General features: G+C 35.7%; 21 protein-coding genes and 1 other annotated feature (1 of these 22 cut by a window edge). All 21 genes read left to right on the forward strand.

The annotated features are described in order from the left end of the window. Position 1: 1 nt before the first annotated feature. The 21 genes from SM124_RS03455 to SM124_RS03555 all read left to right on the forward strand — a co-directional run bounded on the left by SM124_RS03455 (position 2) and on the right by SM124_RS03555 (position 20,281). Positions 2–1,336, forward strand: coding sequence for a VanW family protein (locus SM124_RS03455; protein WP_322445346.1), 1,335 nt, complete (start codon positions 2–4; stop codon positions 1,334–1,336). Between the two features lie 24 nt (positions 1,337–1,360). Beyond that, a complete protein-coding gene (locus SM124_RS03460; protein WP_322445347.1) occupies positions 1,361–3,022 on the forward strand; it encodes a GspE/PulE family protein in 1,662 nt (553 codons plus the stop codon). Positions 3,023–3,035: 13 nt separating this feature from the next. Next, positions 3,036–4,076 carry a type IV pilus twitching motility protein PilT gene (locus SM124_RS03465; protein ID WP_322445348.1) on the forward strand — a complete coding sequence of 347 codons (1,041 nt, stop codon included), beginning with the start codon at positions 3,036–3,038 and terminating at the stop codon, positions 4,074–4,076. Between the two features lies 1 nt (position 4,077). Next, positions 4,078–5,289, forward strand: a complete 1,212-nt coding sequence (locus SM124_RS03470; protein ID WP_322445349.1) for a type II secretion system F family protein — start codon at positions 4,078–4,080, stop codon at positions 5,287–5,289. A 113-nt stretch (positions 5,290–5,402) separates the two neighbouring features. Continuing rightward, the gene (locus tag SM124_RS03475; protein WP_322445350.1) at positions 5,403–5,909 is read left to right on the forward strand and encodes a prepilin-type N-terminal cleavage/methylation domain-containing protein; all 507 of its coding nucleotides are present in this window, start codon (positions 5,403–5,405) and stop codon (positions 5,907–5,909) included. A 1-nt stretch (position 5,910) separates the two neighbouring features. Beyond that, positions 5,911–6,675: a prepilin peptidase gene (locus tag SM124_RS03480; RefSeq protein ID WP_322445351.1), complete on the forward strand. Its 765-nt coding sequence runs from the start codon at positions 5,911–5,913 to the stop codon at positions 6,673–6,675. Positions 6,676–6,692: 17 nt separating this feature from the next. Beyond that, positions 6,693–7,685 carry a type IV pilus biogenesis protein PilM gene (gene pilM, locus SM124_RS03485; protein WP_322445352.1) on the forward strand — a complete coding sequence of 331 codons (993 nt, stop codon included), beginning with the start codon at positions 6,693–6,695 and terminating at the stop codon, positions 7,683–7,685. 2 nt (positions 7,686–7,687) lie between these two features. Next, entirely contained in the window at positions 7,688–8,332 is a 645-nt protein-coding gene (locus tag SM124_RS03490) for a PilN family protein (RefSeq protein ID WP_322445353.1), read from the forward strand. Then, a complete protein-coding gene (locus SM124_RS03495) occupies positions 8,329–9,093 on the forward strand; it encodes a pilus assembly protein PilO (RefSeq protein WP_322445354.1) in 765 nt (254 codons plus the stop codon). Before SM124_RS03490 ends, SM124_RS03495 begins: the two co-directional genes overlap by 4 nt. 64 nt (positions 9,094–9,157) lie before the next feature. Next, complete coding sequence (locus tag SM124_RS03500) at positions 9,158–9,610, forward strand: prepilin-type N-terminal cleavage/methylation domain-containing protein (RefSeq protein ID WP_322445355.1); 453 nt, start codon at positions 9,158–9,160, stop codon at positions 9,608–9,610. A 113-nt stretch (positions 9,611–9,723) separates the two neighbouring features. Then, positions 9,724–10,833: a stage II sporulation protein B gene (locus tag SM124_RS03505; protein ID WP_322445356.1), complete on the forward strand. Its 1,110-nt coding sequence runs from the start codon at positions 9,724–9,726 to the stop codon at positions 10,831–10,833. A 261-nt stretch (positions 10,834–11,094) separates the two neighbouring features. Further along, entirely contained in the window at positions 11,095–11,667 is a 573-nt protein-coding gene (locus SM124_RS03510; protein ID WP_322445357.1) for a Maf family protein, read from the forward strand. 69 nt (positions 11,668–11,736) lie between these two features. After that, positions 11,737–12,411 carry a RadC family protein gene (gene radC / locus SM124_RS03515; protein ID WP_407691374.1) on the forward strand — a complete coding sequence of 225 codons (675 nt, stop codon included), beginning with the start codon at positions 11,737–11,739 and terminating at the stop codon, positions 12,409–12,411. 235 nt (positions 12,412–12,646) lie between these two features. Next, the gene (locus SM124_RS03520) at positions 12,647–13,669 is read left to right on the forward strand and encodes a rod shape-determining protein (protein WP_322445359.1); all 1,023 of its coding nucleotides are present in this window, start codon (positions 12,647–12,649) and stop codon (positions 13,667–13,669) included. Positions 13,670–13,734: 65 nt separating this feature from the next. Next, positions 13,735–14,619, forward strand: coding sequence for a rod shape-determining protein MreC (mreC, locus tag SM124_RS03525; protein WP_322445360.1), 885 nt, complete (start codon positions 13,735–13,737; stop codon positions 14,617–14,619). Beyond that, on the forward strand, positions 14,616–15,134 hold the full coding sequence (gene mreD / locus SM124_RS03530; RefSeq protein ID WP_322445361.1) for a rod shape-determining protein MreD: 519 nt from the start codon (positions 14,616–14,618) through the stop codon (positions 15,132–15,134). The genes mreC and mreD overlap by 4 nt, the downstream gene beginning before the upstream one ends. A 324-nt stretch (positions 15,135–15,458) precedes the next feature. Further along, positions 15,459–16,139 (forward strand): septum site-determining protein MinC, encoded by a 681-nt coding sequence (minC, locus tag SM124_RS03535; protein WP_322445362.1) that lies wholly within the window; start codon positions 15,459–15,461, stop codon positions 16,137–16,139. A 1-nt stretch (position 16,140) separates the two neighbouring features. After that, a complete protein-coding gene (gene minD / locus SM124_RS03540) occupies positions 16,141–16,944 on the forward strand; it encodes a septum site-determining protein MinD (protein WP_322445363.1) in 804 nt (267 codons plus the stop codon). Between the two features lie 157 nt (positions 16,945–17,101). After that, positions 17,102–17,899, forward strand: coding sequence for a peptidoglycan DD-metalloendopeptidase family protein (locus tag SM124_RS03545; protein WP_322445364.1), 798 nt, complete (start codon positions 17,102–17,104; stop codon positions 17,897–17,899). Next, entirely contained in the window at positions 17,892–18,758 is an 867-nt protein-coding gene (locus SM124_RS03550; RefSeq protein ID WP_322445365.1) for a M50 family metallopeptidase, read from the forward strand. The genes SM124_RS03545 and SM124_RS03550 overlap by 8 nt, the downstream gene beginning before the upstream one ends. A 47-nt stretch (positions 18,759–18,805) precedes the next feature. Next, entirely contained in the window at positions 18,806–20,281 is a 1,476-nt protein-coding gene (locus SM124_RS03555) for an Rne/Rng family ribonuclease (protein ID WP_322445366.1), read from the forward strand. A 132-nt stretch (positions 20,282–20,413) separates the two neighbouring features. After that, positions 20,414–20,478 (forward strand) — a sequence feature (ribosomal protein L21 leader region); it runs 15 nt beyond the window's last position.

A 20,478-nucleotide genomic window follows, 5' to 3' on the forward strand; every position in this document is an offset into this window, starting at 1 on the left:
TGTGAGGAATCAGCACGTAACTAAGCTGTTTCTAATTCTGATTATATGTACTACTTATATCTTTTGTTTCTCACATTTTGGTGCATTAGCTTATAGCTCAATCTTAGATAAAAACGATACCTTTGAAGAAAACACCAAGATTGGACCCTTATCCGTAGAAGGGAAAACTATAGGCGAAGTAGATTTGCTACTTGCTGATGAAATAAATAAATGGCTTTCAGAAACAACTATAGTGATCCAATATCGTGAAAAAAGTGTAGCTTATGATATAACTAATTTTGAGTTTGATATTGTAACAACCATTGCCCAAACCAATCAAAAAGAACAAAATAACCTTATAGTGTACGTAGACTCCTTTGAACATTTTTTACAATCTCTTTCTCCTTCTTTAGATCTGTCTATAATTGATATAGATAGATTAACCGAGGAGCTTCTTCTAAGTGCAGAAGTGTTACAACCTGGAGCTTATAAATTTAAGCTAGAAGAATTCTTAGTTAAGGATAAATTTAACGAACAAAGTATAATAACGGAAGCAAATTTGAAACTAAAAGCAGTACCTAGAGAGATTCGTGAACTAGGAGAGGTAACTATTGAAATCCCTCCTAACTCTCAATTTTCATTGTTAAGTTATCTAAAAGAGAATAAGACTAGTAAATTATCAACCTATTCGCTTAGCTTATTGGGTACAGCAATATATCAGGTAATTTTACCTACAAATTTTTCAATTATTGAAAGACATACAAGTCTAGAATTACCGAAATATGCTAATCTTGGTTTTGAGGCCAATGTTAATGCTGATAAAAATAAAGATTTACTGTTTGCAAATCCAAATGATTATGGTTATTCAATAGATTTGTTGATAGATAATACAAGATTAATCGTTCAATTAAAGGGTCCTCAATTCCTGAATAAGTATACTATTCTTACAGAAGGTAAGGAGAAATATAAGCCAAAAACCATAAAGCAGTATACTCCTCAACTAACTGGAGATAAATTTAAAATAGTAAATAAGGGAAAAGATGGTCAGTTAATTAAGGTTTATAGAGAGTATTCCGATGAAAAAGGTGAAATTCTAAAGAGAGAATTCATTTCAGAAGACTTCTACCCTCCAATCTACCGGATAGAATCTCACCCATTAGTAGGTAAAAATCCTATTAATAGTGTGGATGATTCTATTGAGAATGAAGATGACACAGAGTTAGATTATGAAGAAGATATAGAGACAGATAGTGAAGATAATATGGTAGAGGACTTTTACGAATACCTAAAAGATCTAAAGCAAAAGGAAATGGAAGAAGATGATCTTTGGGGGAAACCAAATGAAGAAGCAAAATAATCTCTATAAAGCGGGGATATGAATATGAAACAAACCCGAAAACGACTTGGGGATTTATTAGTTGAAGCTGGTCTTATTACTGAAGATCAGCTTCAGTCTACTTTATTAGAAAAAAGCCCTAGTCAAAAGTTAGGAGACGCATTATTACAAAGAGGGCACATTACCGAACAGCAGTTAATTGAAGTGTTAGAGTTTCAATTGGGCATTCCACATATAAGTTTATACCGCTATCCTTTTGAAACAAAGCTTTTTAGTTTAATACCAAAAGACATTGCAAAAAGAAACCTATTAATTCCATTAAAAAAGGATGGGGATAAGCTTTTCGTGGCTATGGCCGATCCAATGGACTTTTTTGCCATTGATGATCTTAGATTATCAACAGGTTTTCAAATAGAAACAGCGATTGCTACTAAAGACGATATTATAAGGGCTATAAATAAGTATTATGATATTGACGAAGGCTTTGAAGAAATGCTTGGTGACCTTCCTTCTATAGAAAATGGTCAAGAAGAGAAAATTACAGATCAGGATTCACCTATAGTCCGACTAGTTAATCAATTGTTATCAAACGCTGCGGCATTAAAAGCAAGTGATATCCACATTGATCCACAAGAGACGAAGGTTGTTGTGAGATATCGGATTGACGGTGTATTACGGGTTGAACGGGTTTTACCAAAACACATGCAAAGTGTGTTAGCGGCAAGAATTAAAATAATGGCAAATTTAGATATCACAGAACATCGTGTACCTCAAGATGGAAGAATTAAAATAAACCTCGATTTTCATCCGATAGATTTACGTGTATCTACACTTCCTACTGTTTATGGAGAAAAGATGGTTATGCGTATCCTTGATATGGGAAGTGCCTTAAACGATCTAAACAAACTTGGATTCAATAAGTTAAATATGAAAAGATTTACTGAAATGATTGAGAAACCCACCGGAATAGTACTAATTACTGGGCCAACAGGGTCAGGCAAATCTTCTACCCTTTATGCAGCTCTAAATAAACTTAACAATGAAGAAGTCAACATCATTACGATAGAAGATCCGGTTGAATATCAGCTAGAAGGAATAAATCAAATCCAAGTAAACTCAAATGTAGGAATGACATTTGCTAAAGGACTAAGATCTATTCTACGTCAAGATCCTAATATTATTATGGTTGGAGAAATAAGGGATAAAGAGACTGTAGAAGTTGCTATACGAGCATCACTAACAGGGCACCTAGTGTTAAGTACACTCCATACTAATGATTCATTAGGTACAATAACTAGGCTACTAGATATGGGAGTAGAACCATTTTTAGTGGCCTCATCATTAAGTGGTATTGTAGCCCAGCGTCTAGTCCGAAAGGTTTGTAGAGATTGTGCAGAGCAACAAGCCCCCACAAAAAGAGAAATTGATATATTTGCCAAACGTGGAATGAAAGTAGATACAATTACACGAGGTAGAGGATGCTCTTCCTGTAATATGACTGGCTATAAAGGAAGACTAGCCATTCATGAAATACTTGTAATAAACGATGAAATGCGCAGAGTGATTATGAATGGAGAATCTTTTACGAGATTACGAGAGCTAGCCATGAAATATAAAACCGTTTTCTTAATTGACGATGGATTACTAAAAATCAAGCAAGGCTTAACAACAACAGAAGAAGTACTAAGAGTTGCAATACCTGAGTAGAGGTGAGTAGAAAGTGAAGGAAAAGATAGACTATTTACTTCGTGCTGGATTTGAATTAAAGGCGTCTGATATTCATTTAACAGTTGGAGTACCACCTGTTATGAGAATTAATGGAACTTTAAAGAAATATGGTAAAGACATTATAAAACCAACTGATACTGAAGAAATGGCTAAATCAATTATACCTACACATATGTGGGAACGTTTTAAGGAGAATGGGGAATTAGATTTTTCATATGGTATCCCTGGCGTCTCTAGATTTCGTGTAAATACGTATTTTCAACGCTCTTGTATTGCAATGGCTGTTCGAGTAGTACCTACGAGAATTCCAACCATTGAGGAATTAGACCTTCCTCCGGTATTAAAGAAAATTACGGAAAAGCCACAAGGTCTTGTTCTAGTTACTGGGCCAACTGGAAGTGGTAAATCAACTACTCTAGCATCAATGATTCAATATATGAATCAACATAGTAGAAAGCATATTATCACCTTAGAAGATCCAATCGAGTATTTGCATAAACACAATCATTCTATCATTGACCAACGTGAAGTGGGCTTTGATACAAACAACTTTGCGAATGGTTTAAGGGCAGCTTTAAGGCAAGATCCAGATGTAATTTTAGTTGGAGAAATGAGAGATTTAGAAACGATTCAAACGGCTATAACGGCTGCAGAGACAGGCCACTTAGTATTTGGGACGCTACATACTTCTAGTGCTCCGGCAACTATTAACCGCATTATTGATGTTTTCCCTCCATCACAGCAGCCACAGATCAGAATACAACTAGCATCAGTGTTGGTATCCATTATATCGCAAAGACTTTTCCCATCCGTTGATCAGGCTGGAAGAAAGGCAGCGACAGAGATATTAATCAATAATTCGGCTGTTTCAAATTTAATTAGAAATGAAAAAATTCATCAAATTGTTAGTATTATGCAAACTTCTAGGTCTTACGGAATGCATACATTAGAAGCGAGCATAAAGGAACTGATTCAAAACGGTTATGTTTCGAAAGAAGTTGCTGAGCCATTTCTACAGGAGAAGTTAGACTAATATGGCACGTTTTAAGTATTCGGGCAGAGACCGTAAAGGAAAAAAAGATGGCACTATCAATGCTTCATCTAAGCGTGAAGCTATGGAGAGATTAAGAGCAGAGGGAGTAAGAGTACTGGATATAACTGAAGTTCCTGAATCAGTTTTTACAAAGGATATAACTATAGGAAATCCAGTGAAACTTCAACACTTCGTTATTTATTTGCGTCAATTCTCAACTTTATTGAAGGCTGGTGTATCTGTAGTAGATTCAACTAATATACTTGCTACTCAAACTGAAAGTAAGTACCTAAGAAAGGCGTTAAAAGATGTTGAACAGGAGCTTAGAGAGGGTAATCCCCTGTCAGATGCAACCGGTAAGCATCCGAAAATATTTTCAGCTATGTTCACTAATATGGTACGTGCAGGTGAAGCTGGCGGAAATATGGATGAAACATTAGAAAGATTAGCAGAGCATTATGAAAAGCAGCATCAAACTCGACAAAAAATGATCTCCGCTCTTGCTTATCCAGTTGTAGTCGGATTCATTGCCATTGCAGTTGTTATTTTCTTATTAGTTTCTGTTGTTCCAACTTTTGTTGATATGTTTGCAGATTTCGGCGGTGAACTCCCTACAATTACCGTATTTGTTTTATCGTCAAGTGAATTTATGCAAAAGTATTGGTGGTTATTTATTCTTATTTTTATCAGTTTTATTATTACCATAACTATTTTGAGAAAAAACAAGAACACAAAGTATTACTTAGATATGTTTATATTGCGTATCCCTGTATTTGGAAATATGCTTCAAAAAGCAGCATTAGCTAGAATGACTAGGACACTTAGTTCATTATTTACAAGCTCTGTACCAATACTTCAGGCAATGTCAATTGTCGAAAAAGTAGTTGAAAATGAAGTGATCGGAAGGGTAATACGCGAGTCAAGGGACTCCCTAGAAAAAGGACAGTCTATTACTACACCTATGAAAAAGCATTGGGCATTTCCTCCTTTAATCACTCAAATGATAGCAATTGGAGAAGAAACCGGTGCTTTAGATGCGATGCTTGGGAAGGTGGCTGATTTCTATGAGAAAGAAGTAGAAAACAGCACAGACCGAATTAAATCACTAATTGAGCCATTAATGATTGTCGTACTGGCAGGATTAGTCGGAACTATTGTTACTTCTATCATGGTTCCGATGTTTGAAATATTTAACCAAGTAGGAAATCATTAATAGTAATAAAATGTTAACATTTTACTGTATAGAAAAAGCTTTAAATATAATACAATTTTTGATAGAGTACAATTATCATAGTGAAATTTTACTAAGGAAAAGGAGAGGGTAAAATGTTTAAGACTTTAAAAGCACGTTTGAAAAATGAGCGTGGATTGACTTTAATCGAGTTACTAGCTGTTGTTGTTATTTTGGGGATTATTGCTGCGATTGCAGTGCCTAGTATTGGTGGGTTAATAGATAACTCTAAGAAGGATGCACATGTTGCGAATGCTCAGCAGATGATTAATTCCACTAAAATAGCTGTTACATCGGATAAGTCTCTTATTCCAAATGCTGGGAGCATGACAATAGTAACATTAAAATACCTTGAAGATCAAGGATATATAGAAACATTAAAAGATCCGGATGGAAATAGTACCACGTATTTAAGAGCAGGCTCAGATGTAACAAATCCTGCTACTACGGGTCCGGCTAATGAATCTTTTGTAGCGATAAATAGCGATAGTAATAACAAGTTAACATACAAGGTAAAGCTAATTAACTCAAAACGTGGTGTTAAGCTTGATACTGGAAATGCAGTATCAGAGGAAGATCTAAAGAGATCAAATGTAAGATAATATGGTTTCTTTAGTTAGTACTTGCTTATTCATATTGGGCATTTTACTCGGTTCATTCTACAACGTAGTAGGCCTTAGAATCCCAATTAAAAAATCAATAGTAGCACCAAGGTCAGCTTGTCCAAATTGCCATCATCAACTAACCGCAATCGAGTTGATCCCAGTGTTTTCTTACTTAATCCAAAGGGGGAAATGCCGTGTCTGCAAGACACGCATTTCGCCCATTTATCCTATTATGGAACTTTCGACTGGTATATTGTTTGCAACAGCACCACTTATTGTAGGGTGGTCTGGAGAACTTTTCATAGCACTAACTTTAATCTCATTATTTATTATTATATTTGTTTCCGATTTAACTTATATGCTTATCCCTGATAAAATTTTACTAGTGTTTACAGGGATTTTTTTAATTGAACGTTTTTTCTTTCCACTTAATCCTTGGTGGGACTCAATTCTAGGTGCCGTTATAGGATTTTCTACTCTTCTATTTATTGCTGTAATTAGTAAGGGTGGAATGGGTGGAGGAGATATAAAACTATTTGCTTTAGTTGGTTTCGTTGTGGGTATGAAGACGCTAGCTCTATCCTTCTTTCTAGCCACTCTATTTGGAGCAATATTTGGAATAATTGGCTTATCATTCAAATTATTAAAAAAAGGAGAGCCAATTCCCTTTGGCCCTTTTATTGCTGTTGGGACTTTGATAGCATATTACTTTGGTAGTGAAATTATTAACGCATACTTAAATCTATTATCATCAGGACTGTAAAATAAGGGGTAATTTATATGGCTTTCTCCCTCTTTCCATCTAAAAATCGTATTATAAATTTAATTATAAATGATCATTCTATACGTTACGTCGAATTAAAAAATTCGCGAATCCCTACTGTCCATCAATGGGGGGAGCGATTTTTGCCACAGGGTATTATTACTCAAGGGAAAATCAATGATTACGAATCGCTGTCTAATATATTAGAAGAGTGTATATATGATTGGAAAATACGTAAAAGACAAGTTAGGTTTTTAGTCCCGGATGCTTGTGTAATTATACGTAAAGTAAATATCCCTCTTGATGTAAAGGACGATGAAATTAAAGGGTATTTGTATTTAGAGCTTGGGTCTAGTATTCACCTTCCTTTTGAGGAACCAGTATTTGATGCTGTAGTATTGTCAAAGAACAATGATAAAAAAGAAATTCTTATATTTGCTGCTCCGGAAGAAAGAGTAATGGAATATTCTAATCTCTTTACCGAATTAAAATTAACACCTGTTAGCGCGGAGGTTTCACCGCTGGCTTTATATCGTCTATATTACCATTTAGGACAAACCAATATTGATGAGCAGATAATGGCTGTACAATTCGATATAACTACAGTAAATATAAGTATTTTTGATAAACATGTGCCTATCCTCATGCATCATCTACAACCTGAGTTTCTTGAAGAAAATTGGCATTTTAAACTGAATCAAGACGGAGTTTATGAATTAAATTATATTGGAAACACCAACACTTTTAATTATCAGTTTGAGGACATCTATAAGGAAATTAGTAAACTTATGGATTTCTATAGATATACATTAAATCATGGAAAAAAAAGTGTTACTAAAATACTAGTAATCGGTGACCACCCACTAATATCTCTGATAATTACTGAATTGGAAGGACGGTTTGATGTATCCGTTGAAACCGTTCAAAATGAAACCTTTTTAAATGATAAAAATGAAGCACTGCCATTATCCCACTACCTTGCTTTGGGACTAGCATTAAAAGAGGTGTAGCCATGCTTGTAGACATAAATCTCTTACCCACAAAGGAACCAAAAAATAAAACCCTCCTAATGCTAGTAATCTTATTGGGAATAATCCTAATTTCCGGAGTGACTTCATTATATTTGTTAAAAGGTTCTTATGATAAGGAAATTACTAGTATAACCAATGAAATTAATAGAACTCAGCAAGTGATTGCTGAGGAGCAGCAGAAAATAATTGAATTTGAAGAGTCAAATTCCGTTACTGAATTAAAAAATGCTGTAAATTGGGCAAAAGAATATCCGATAAAGACAATTCCTCTAATAAAACATCTTACTGGCTTACTACCAGAACGGGGGTTCATTCAGTCTTTTACTTATGAAGAAACTGGAGAGATAAAATTAACTGTACAATTTGATACTAGTAGAGAAGCTGCATTCTATTTAAAAAATTTACTAGATTCTAACTGGATTAATGAAGTTTTCCTAGAAACAGTTACTACAAAAGAATTAAATGAACAACAAGAAATGGATGATTTAGAATCTGACGAAATCATCAAATACACCCCACGATATATTGGGGAATATAAATTATTAATTAATAAACAAATCATAAAAGAAGAATTGGATAGTAGTGATAATACAGAATCTTCGGAGCAAGGAGGAGAAGATTCTTGAACAAGTTATCGTCTAGAGATAAAGTAATTTCGATTCTATCTATAGCATTATTACTATCTTTATTTGGTGGAGTATATTTTCTTTATATTCAACCGAAACAAAATGAAATTGATAATAAGGTAAAGCAGCTGAAGACAGAAGAACAATTACTATCGGTAATTCAGAATAAAATTAGTGAAACAAATTCTAGTACATTTGAAAGCACAACAGAGCTTCAAAAACTGGTACCAGTGAAGTTATTAACTGAAAAGCTATTATTACAAATAGAAAAGGCGGAAGTCATTTCCGATAGCTTTATTATTAATATGGACTTTGGGGATGGGGAGCTAACAGAGCTAACTGAAGAAGTAGACTCGGAAACTGAGATTGAAGTTGACCTTGAAGAAAAGGGAAATGAAAATGATGTATTGAATAATACAATCCCTCTTCCATCAGGGGTAAAAAAGGTTACAGTTAATCTAACTGTTGAGTCTCCAAGTTACTACGAATTAGAGAAATTTATCCAAGCTATTGAAGGAAATGAACGAATAACAGTTGTTGAAAAAATTGATTTTACAGGTACTGAAGAAATTACAAATTTGGAACAACCAGATGAACCGCTAACTTACACATTATCGATTTCAGCTTTTTATATGCCTATGCTGACAGATTTGATTAATGAGCTTCCACAGATTGATGCTCCAAAACCTAGCAAGAAAAAAAACCCGTTAAACAGCTTTAGTGATTTTACTGATAGTGAAGACACCGAAGAAGCTAATTGATTAACACCTAATACCCAGTGTAGCTAAAAGCTGAGAATAGCCTTTAGTGAGGGGAATGTTCTAGTTGAAATATTTAAAAAACCAAAAAGGTCTCACTTTAATAGAATTACTAGCGGTGATTGTAATTTTAGGAATAATTTCTGCTATTGCTGTCATTTCTATACTCAATGTCATTGGGAAAGCTCGTGATCAAGCAATAGTTGCTAATTCTTATACTTTAGTAGATTCTGCCCGTTACTATTTAAAGGAAAGAATGTTGCAAAATAAGTCAATTCTTGACAACAAGATAACCTATGAAGAATTATTCAATGAGGACTATATTGAAATGATTAAAGATCCAGACACGAGAAATCTCCTCGACCCGGAAACGAATGGTTCATATGTTATTGTTGAAGGAGAAACAGTACAAGCTGTCTGTTTTAAAGGAGAAAGGCGAAACCTATGTACTAAAGATGGAGAAGAGTCCCCCATCTTAATAGGTCATCTTTCAACGAAGCTAATTGTCAATAATGATTAAAAAATTTGACGAAATCATTCTATAACAAGACGACAAAAGTCTTGTTATTTTTTTTTGTCATTATGATAGGATTACATACAAACCAGCAATCGACACGGAGGGAGAGGACGCTCTTGGACAAGTCTGAACATAAAACAATTACAATTAAAATAAATGGTAAAAACCGTCCGATTGAGGAGAAAAACAAAGCGAAAGAAAATAGGAATGAAGAAGAAAGCATAAGAGCACAAGAAGATTTGGTAGAAAAGAAAGAAAAGGTTTCTCCAAAAATGGAGGAAACCCTCGCTTTCCAAGAAATCGCTGCTGCTCAAGAAGCTGAAGATGACCAATTTGATTGGATTTTACCAGAGCTAAATGATCAAGACGATATGGATATAAAAGAATATAAAATTGCTAGTAATAATAATAAACCACCAAAGGGGAAAGGTTGGAAAGGCCTCTCTACTTCTATTAAGAAAAAAAATCGCAATGGTATTATTCCTTCTATCTTTTTTGCTGTCTTTTTTGCTGTTTTATTAGGAACTAGTTTTGGGTTTATTATGCTTAAATTAGTCATCACGGAAAAAATAGTAGAGACCGCGACTCCTCCTGGAGTAGCTATTGATAATAATTCAGGTGATAAAGAAGAGAATAAGGGTGGAACAGCAGCAGAAACCTCTGAGGTTGAAGTCCCTACTATTACCTCATATATAGTTCAAGGTGGAGTTTTTAGTACGACAGATGCTGCGAATCAAGCAGAAGAAGCCGTTTCAAAAAAAGGAGTACCAACGAGAGTAATTAACATCAACAACCAGACAGCCCTATTCATTGGTCTCGCTGACAATATAGAAAATGCAAAAACCTTAGGTAAAGAATCTGGAATAGATTCCTTTGCAAAGGAAGTAGATTTCGGCGGAGGTACTTTGAAAAGCAGTAGTAAAGTAGAGAGCGAACTACTAAAACTAGCCCCCGCCCTGTATGAAGTGTTAATTGAAGGAACGGCAGAAATTAGCCTATCCAATAGTATCTCAAATGAATTATTAGCAACAATCAATGAACAAGCCAAAGCCTGGAGCACTATAGATAGTAAAAACATTAAAGTAAAAGAACTGCAACAGTTAAAACAAGAACTAGACAATGCCATCATTCATGTTAATAGCTATGGAAAAAAGAAAGAACCAAAAGTAGAGAAAGACCTCCAACAATCTCTATTAAACTTCTTAGCCATCTATCAAGCTTTATAATGTGCAAAATGTTCTAGTACTAAATTTCTACACCACTCGAATATTTTCCGGGAAATAGGACAAAGTACGAGAGTCTAGTCGATTGATTCGACAGGCTCTTTTTCGTTTTAACTGAAACTATCTATAGTCTTGATTCGTCTTAATATATGCGTAAATAATTTTTAGAAATAGCCCAGTTGGAAATTGTTTCATCTATTAAAGTCTGTTACGATAAAGTTGTATCTCCCTATACGATAGAAATAATAAAGGTAAGGTGATTTTATGCATTCCCTCATTTTAGCCTCTTCTTCTCCACGTCGAAAAGAACTTCTTGAAAATCTTCAAATACCATTTGAAGTCTCCAGTAGTGACGTTGATGAAAGCTACAATCCTGTGTTATCGCCAGAAGAAATTGTTATGGAGTTAGCTTCTAGGAAAGCAAAATTTGTGGCAACCTCATATCCAACTTCTTTTGTGATTGGCTCTGATACGGTTGTCGTTGCAGAAGGACAAGTTCTAGGAAAGCCTTCTAGTCATGCTGAAGCATTTAAAATGATTAAAATGCTCTCAGGCACCACCCACTCTGTATTTACGGGAGTTTCCATTGTAACACCAGATAAAGACATCCAATTTTATGAAAAAACCGATGTGGTGTTTTGGGAGTTAACGGATGAAGAAATCAACAGTTACGTTAACACCGGTGAATCGTTTGATAAAGCTGGAGGGTACGGTATTCAAGGTTTTGGAAGTACACTTGTAAAAGAAATTTCCGGAGATTACTTTGCTGTCGTAGGACTACCAGTGTCAAGAACGGTTCGAGAATTAAAGAAGCTAGGTTTTCCTTTTCCTATTTAGTTGATTTCAAAAAGGAGACTTCCCTTCCACTAGTCGGTAAGGGAGGAATTTTATTTGCAGACAGAATTGATGATGATTAAAGATTTTCCTGAGGAGGATCGTCCGAGGGAACGGTTTGAAAAAAATGGTCCAGAAAGTTTATCGAATCACGAATTAATTGCTCTACTGCTTCGAACAGGAACAAAGGATGAGTCTGTACTACAATTAGCCAATCGTCTTTTAGCACACTTTGAAGGCTTACGCTTGTTGAAAGATGCTACCTTAGATGAAATAACTGAAATAAAAGGCATTGGAAAGGCTAAAGCTATACAAGTATTGGCTGCAGTGGAAATAGGTAGAAGGGTTGCAAACTTAGCATATAATGACCGTTACGTAATCAGGTCTCCAGAGGATGGAGCAAATTATGTGATGCATGATATGAGATTCTTATCTCAAGAACACTTTGTTTGTATTTACCTTAATACAAAAAATCAAGTATTGCATAAGAAAACCGTTTTTATTGGAAGCCTGAATGCATCTATCGTTCACCCGAGGGAAGTTTTTAAAGAAGCTTTTCGTCGGTCGGCTGCTTCGATCATTTGTGCCCATAATCATCCATCCGGAGATCCAACTCCAAGTAGAGAGGACATTGAGGTAACGAAACGATTGTTAGAGTGCGGAAAACTTTTAGGAATTGACCTATTAGACCATATCATCATTGGTGAAAACAAATTTGTCAGCATGAAAGAAAAAGGATATGTATAACACTATGATTTTAACAGGTGTTACGTTATAATGATGTTTGTGATTTTTACCACAGAGAGTTTATCCACATAGAGATTATTACTTCAAATTGAGACTACCCATGTAGCATCCTTCGAAGTCAAAAGGCTTTAAACTCTTTTATTTTCAAATAAAATTACCATTTTTACTATAAAAACTGATTAAAGCGGGTATAAATACCTTATCTTTGAATCGTATCAGAAAGGGAGATACAACTATGTTTGGAATTGGTACTAGAGATCTTGGTATTGATTTAGGAACGGCAAATACACTTGTTTACGTGAAGGGGAAAGGGATCGTCGTACGAGAACCTTCCGTTGTTGCGTTACAAACAGATACTAAGAATATCGTTGCTGTCGGTAATGATGCGAAAAACATGATTGGTCGTACACCAGGAAATGTAGTGGCATTACGTCCAATGAAAGATGGAGTTATCGCGGATTATGAAACAACGGCTGTAATGATGAAATATTACATAAGACAGGCTTTAAAAAATAAAAGCATGTTCTCAGGGAAGCCATATGTGATGGTTTGTGTTCCATCGGGAATTACAGCTGTTGAAGAGCGCGCTGTTATTGATGCTACTCGTCAAGCGGGAGCAAGAGATGCTTATACGATTGAAGAACCATTTGCAGCTGCTATTGGAGCTAATCTTCCGGTATGGGAACCTACTGGTAGTATGGTTGTTGACATTGGTGGAGGTACAACAGAGGTTGCCATCATTTCATTAGGCGGGATTGTAACAAGCCAATCGATTCGAGTGGCTGGCGACGAAATGGATGATGCCATGGTAAATTATATTAGAAAAACATATAATCTGTTAATTGGTGACCGTACAGCAGAGGCTATTAAAGTTGAAATTGGTAGCGCTGGAGACCCTGAAGGCATTGAAAACATGGAAATCCGTGGACGTGACTTGTTAACAGGATTACCGAAAACCATTGAAATTAGCGCAAAAGAGATTTCTCATGCTTTACATGATACGGTGTATGCGATTGTTGATGCCGTTAAGGTTACATTAGAAAAAACTCCACCAGAACTAGCAGCCGATATTATGGACCGTGGAATTGTTCTAACGGGTGGCGGTGCATTGTTACGTAACTTAGATAAAGTAATCAGTGAAGAAACCAATATGCCTGTATTAATCGCTGAAAATCCACTTGATTGTGTGGCAATTGGAACAGGTAAAGCACTAGATCATATTCACTTATTTAAAAATAAAGCTAGAGATTCTCGCTAACATATGTGAGGGCGCCTTGATCGTAAAAGGCGCCTAAACGGACAAAATTAAACGAGGTGTTAGAAATGCCACAGTTCTTCTTGAACAAACGCCTGATTATTTTGCTCGTCAGCATCATTATTCTCGTGGCATTAATAGGTTTTTCTTTAAGAGATCGAGATCGGTTAACCTGGCCGGAACAGTTTGTAAAAGATACAACGGGTTGGGTTCAAACTATATTTTCAAGGCCTGCACATTTTGTTGCTGGCTTTTTCGAAAATGTTACAGACTTGCAAAATACTTATGATGAAAATAAACAATTAAAAGCAAGATTAGATGGTCTAGCTAAGCTAGAAGCTGATGTTCAACAATTAACAAAAGATAATAAAGAACTAAGAGAAATTTTAGATAAACAAGATACCTTGAGTGCTTTTAAACCAATTCAAGCTACGGTAATTGGTAGGAATCCAGATCGTTGGCATGAGTTGTTAATTATTGATCAAGGTGAAATCAATGGAATTAAACGTAATATGGCTGTTATTACAGCTAATGGATTGATAGGAAAAGTAAAGAGTACTCGTCAATTTACTTCAACGATTCAACTTTTAAGTGCAATGGATCCTACCAATCGAATCTCAGCTCGCATTGAAGGTGGAGCGAAAACGTATTACGGAACAATTGAGGGATACGATAAAGACCGTGAACTGTTAAAAATGAAACGTATTCCTTATGAAGCGAAAATAGAAAAAAATCAGCTAGTTATGACATCAGGACTTGGTGGGATTTTTCCAAGAGGACTTCCTATTGGAAAAGTTGTTGAGGTTGTTCCTGACGAATACGGCTTAAATCAAACAGCTTATTTAAAGCCAGGGGCCAACTTCTATGATATTGAGCACGTTATGGTCGTTAAAAGAGAGATGCTTCAACCAGATTTAGGAGAAATGATTGATGAGAAGGAGGAGGAACTGTGAGGAAATTTCTTCTTCCTACCATATTCCTAATCCTTTTTATAATAGAAAGTATTTTCGTAGAGTTGTTACCGGCTGAGTTGTTTAATAGTGCCAATATTTTAGTTCCTCGATTTTTAATCATCGCTATCCTGTTTTTAACGATATATGGAATTAGAAATCAAGGAATTATCTATGCTTTTATTTTTGGATTATTGTTTGATATTGTTTATACAGAAATTATAGGGATATATTTATTTATGTTCCCTTTAGTGGCTTATATCGTTTCAAAGATTATGAAGGTTTTTCATTCTCATATTGTTATTGTTACTGTCGTTTCTTTAATTGGTGTAGCCTTACTGGAACTAAGTGTTTATGAGATCATTTATTTAATTAAGCTAACAACGATGGACTTCACCTCATTTTTACAGTTGAGATTGCTACCTACTATTATTTTAAATTTGGCTTTTGCCATTATTTTTGCGTACCCTTTAAAGCGTACATTTGAGAAATATACGGCTGCCATTACCAATGAATAATAGTACCGAGTAAAAATAATGAGGATCTTAACTGATTTATCTAGCTTGTAGTTCATCATTCCTGATAAAATATAATTGTAAGAGGATTTTTTCTAGTGAATGTCGAATTCTAATTAGGTAAACTCAGATTCGTCTAGCTTGCGCCTAATATAACTGGAATAAGAAAGCAATGTGTCAATTTAGTGTTCTTACGGCTGCTTGTTTATAAATCGCTCATAGGAGGGTATTTATACTCTCTTAGAGCGGTTAACTTTATCCTTGCCATTACGGGCGCAGTCTTCACTAAAGAGCACAATGGGTTTCTATTGAGGTGAACATCTTGAAATGAAAAAAACACAAAACGTGCTAATAAAGGGAACGAAGTCAGGATTAACACTACATCTAGATGATATGTGTTCCTATGATGAGTTAAAAAAAGAATTGGACGCAAAACTAACGGAAAACTCTCGTTCACATGAGGATACTCCGTTAATTACTGTGAATGTACAAGTAGGAAACCGTTATTTAACAGAGGAACAAAAAGAAGAGCTTAGTCAATTAATTAGAAAGAAGAAGAATCTAGTAGGCGATTCTATTCATTCTAATGTTCTGACCTATGAAGAAGCGGAAAAAAGCAAAGAAGAAACGGAAATTGTTTCCGTTAGTAGAATCATTCGTTCTGGACAAGTCTTAGAGGTACCTGGTGATTTATTACTTATCGGTGACGTGAATCCAGGGGGCACCGTTGTAGCTGGCGGGAATATATTTGTTATGGGTGCTTTAAAAGGAATGGCCCATGCAGGATGTAAAGGAAACACAAGTGCAGTTATAGCTGCATCCATCATGAAGCCTTCACAATTAAGAATTAGTCACTGTCTGAATCGAGCTCCAGATATGATGCAGGATGATGATAGACGAGAAATGGAATGTGCTTACATAGACGAAAATGAGCAAATTGTAATTGATAGATTACAAGTTTTAATGCATCTTAGACCTAATTTAACTAGATTGGAAGGGGGACGCTAAAGTGGGAGAAGCAATTGTTGTTACTTCTGGTAAAGGCGGTGTTGGTAAGACGACAACATCGGCAAATATTGGTACGGCTTTGGCCCTTCAAGGAAAACGTGTTTGTTTAGTTGATACAGATATCGGACTTAGAAATTTAGACGTAGTAATGGGGCTTGAAAACCGTATTATTTATGATTTAGTAGATGTAGTAGAGGGAAGATGTAAAGTTCATCAAGCTTTAGTAAAAGATAAACGTTTTGATGATCTTCTCTACTTACTTCCAGCAGCACAAACAGCTGATAAAACAGCGGTTCAGCCAGAACAAATGAAAAAACTAGTAGACGATTTAAAGCAAGAGTACGATTATATTATAATCGACTGTCCAGCAGGGATTGAACAAGGCTATAAAAACGCCGTTGCAGGTGCAGATCGAGCGATTGTTGTTACAACTCCTGAGGTTTCAGCTGTACGCGATGCTGACCGTGTTATTGGTCTTTTAGAAAAAGAAGAGGGAATTGAACCTCCTCGTTTAGTCATCAACCGTATTCGTAGCCATATGATGAAAAACGGTGATATGCTAGATGTGGATGAAGTGACTACCCATTTATCAATTGATTTAATTGGGATTGTTGCCGATGATGATGAAGTAATTAAGGCCTCCAACCATGGTGAGCCAATTGCTCATAATCCGAATTCAAAAGCATCGATTGCCTACCGTAATATTGCCAGACGTATCTTAGGAGAGTCTGTGCCTTTACAACAATTAGAAGACCAAAATAGTGGAATGTTTTCGAAAATTAAAAAGTTTTTTGGTGTGAAATAACCGAGTGGAGATTAACCTCCCTCGGTTTTTGTTTTCTAGTTTTTTTGTCTGATTGCGTCTTTTACGTCCAACTCGATATTTTATCAATCTCCTAGTCATATTCCCCTTGGACAACTCATAGACTTGTACAAAAGGTTAATGGATAGGTGGGGGAAAGATGCGTTCTAGTAGAGATGATATTCGGAGAAGGATCGAAAAGCGCAAAAGGGAAAGAGAGAGACTGGCTGGAAATTCTTCTAGACCGAGAACCGTAAATTATAAACAGATGCTCTGGGCGGAGGAAGAAGAGAAGCATGGTTTTGATAGAATATCTTCTTATGAAGGAGGTCCTGATGAGGGGGCCCATCCTTTATTCCGAAAAGAGATTTTTCTATTTAAAGTGTTAGCTTCTGCTTGCTTATTTTTAGTAATTGCTATTATTTTTCGAAATGAGGGTGAATCGTTAAATTCGGTACGTAATTTTGTTACAAGCTCAATGGAAAAGGATTTTCAGTTTGCTGCTATTTCGGATTGGTATGAAGATCAATTTGGTAAGCCACTGGCATTGCTACCTTTTACGAAAGATAAGGAAGCAGAAGAGGAGCCACAGTTAACACAGCAGTATGCTTTACCAGCTTCCGGAAAGATTCTAGAGGAGTTTGGCTCAAACGGGCAAAGAATTACCATTGAAACGGCTAAAGGGTCTCCTGTTGAAGCGATGAATGAGGGATTTGTACGATTTACTGGAAGCAAGGAAGGATTTGGTAAGACCGTTATTGTTCAACACGCCGACAAAAGTGAAACTTGGTATGGAAACTTAGACTCTATTGACGTTACTTTATATGAGTTTATTGAAAAGGGTAATAGTGTTGGAAAAGCATCCGATGGTGCGGATGGAACAAAAGGGACTTTTTATTTTGCTATAAAAAAAGGTGATGACTTTATAGACCCGATCCAGGTGATACAATTTGACTAACATCGTTCAAGTTTTGAGAAAAATTCATATCCATCCACTATTGTGGTTAGTTGTTGCTCTAGCTGTTGCAACCGCACATTTTATTGAACTTTCCCTACTTCTTTTGATTATTTTCATACATGAAATGGGACATGCGGTTGCAGCATCTTTTTTTTCGTGGAGAATAAAGAAAATTTCCTTTCTTCCTTTTGGTGGTGTAGCTGAAATGGATGAGCATGGGAATCGACCACTTAAGGAAGAAGCAATTGTTATTTTAGCAGGACCACTCCAACATATATGGATGATGGGTCTTGCTTTTGCCTTGTATGAATTTTATCTTTTGCCAGAAAATCTTTATCATCTGTTCATCCAATATAATTTAATGATCCTCATTTTTAACTTGCTACCTATATGGCCATTAGACGGTGGGAAATTAATCTTTTTATGGCTTTCTTTAAAGGATTCCTTTCCTGCAGCTTTTAATAAGACCCTTATCATTTCAGCAAGTTCTATTGCTGTTTTTATTATGGCTGTTCTTCTGACAGAGCCGCTCAATTTAAACGTATGGATTGTACTCTCTTTCTTAATTTTTTCTTTATACCACGAATGGAAACAAAGTCCATATGTCTTTATTCGTTTCCTTTTAGAAAGGCATTATGGTAAAAACAATGATCTTCGTGCTTTAAAGCCGCTAAAAGTCAGGGAAGACGAATTAGTGATTCAAGTGTTAGAACGTTTTCAACGAGGCTACAAGCACCCTATTATCATTGAGAAAAATGGTAAAGAAAAAGCGACCATTGATGAAAATGAGCTGCTGCATGCATACTTCACGGATAAGCTTTTAACCACAAAAGTAGGAGATTTGATTTACCAATATTAAGAGGGGATAATAGGAGGGAGATAAGCGGATAAAGCGAGGATATTAAAGTGGATCGACTAGTAGTCAATTATGTTGGAAGAGAAAAAAGGTATGCATTACTGAAAGAAAATAAAATAGAGAAATTAGTGATTCAACAACCAGAACAGCAAACGTCTGTGGGCAATATTTATTTAGGTGTTGTGACGAAGGTTCTTCCTGGCATGAATGCTGTTTTTGTTGATATTGGTGAAGAGAAAAATGGTTATTTGCATCGTGATAAGCTGGCTTCATTTGTTACATCAACTGAAGCAAGTAAAGCCTCAAAAGGAATTTCTTCCTTCGCTCACCAAGGGGAAAAAATCCTAGTTCAAGTGGAAAAAGATGCTACTGGGAATAAAGGCCCAAGATTGTCTGGTATCATTGAGTTTAACGGTTCTTCCGTTGTCTATATGCCTAATGGAGCTTATATTGCCGTTTCCAAAAAAATTCAATCCGACACTGTAAGGGAAGCCTGGAGACAATTTGGACATGAGCAGAAAAGAGAGCACGAGGGGTTTGTTTTTAGAACTTCTTGTGAGAATCAGACGCCAGACGAAATAATGAATGAAATCACTGAATTAAGGCATGAGTATGAAGAAATCATTCAAATGTCTAAAACGATGAAAAAAGCTGGTATTCTCCTTGAGAGAAATACATTTATAGAAGAAATCTTAGAAGTAATGAGTAAAATGGATACTGGTGAAGCCATCGTTGACCAATTAGATTTAAAAAATCAGATAACAAAACATAATAACAGAGAAGACGTCACCGTACAATTTTATCAAAAGAAAGAAGATTTATTCTCATCACTTGGTTTAAATTTAGAATTAGAAAAAGCACTGAAAAAAATAGTCTGGCTTTCCAATGGTGCTTATCTTATTTTTGATGAAACAGAGGCACTTACAGTGGTTGATGTCAATACGGGAAAATTCTCTGGAAAAAGTGATTTAAGAGATACGGTTGTAAAAACGAATGAGCTTGCAGCAGAAGAGATTGCTAGACAAATTCGTTTAAGGGACCTTGCTGGCATCATACTTATCGACTTTATCGACATGAAAGAGAATGAAGACAGGCAAAGAGTGCAGCGGAGGATGGAATCAGCCCTTTATAAAGATGATAGAAGAACAAGAGTGGTTGGATTTACTAGTCTAGAAATTCTACAATTAACAAGGAAAAAAACAAAGAATTCCATATCTGAAACTTTAACGACAAAGTGTTCCGTTTGTGAAGGAACAGGTAGGGTCATGAGTCCTGAAACGATCGCCTTTCAGTTAGAACGAGAACTGTGGGAGTATCGGCAAGGGGAGTATGAAGCTGTGCTGATAGAAACAACGGCAGAAGTTGAACATATTTTCTCCGGTGAACAAAATATTCATCTTTTAAGGTTACAAGAGATACTGGGAATGAATATTTATTTTTATATAATGAATCACAGCAAACCTTATTACACCATTTTACAGTTAGGGAATATTAAGGACATTGAATCTAGAATGAATAAAGGGTAGAATAAACATTAAAGTTAGCCTCCATTCCTACAAATGGGGGCTAAAACCTTTTATTATCATACATTTGTTATTGATTTTCTTATTGACATCATTAGCCTAATTATGATAGTATTTTCATGTTATATTGTAGCACCCGTGCTACAACCGCACAGAACAGGTCTTAAGCTTTTGCCTTTGCAAAACGCCTGGGGATGGCG

The organism is Robertmurraya mangrovi (genome assembly GCF_034427655.1).
Taxonomy (GTDB): domain Bacteria; phylum Bacillota; class Bacilli; order Bacillales; family Cytobacillaceae; genus Robertmurraya_A; species Robertmurraya_A mangrovi.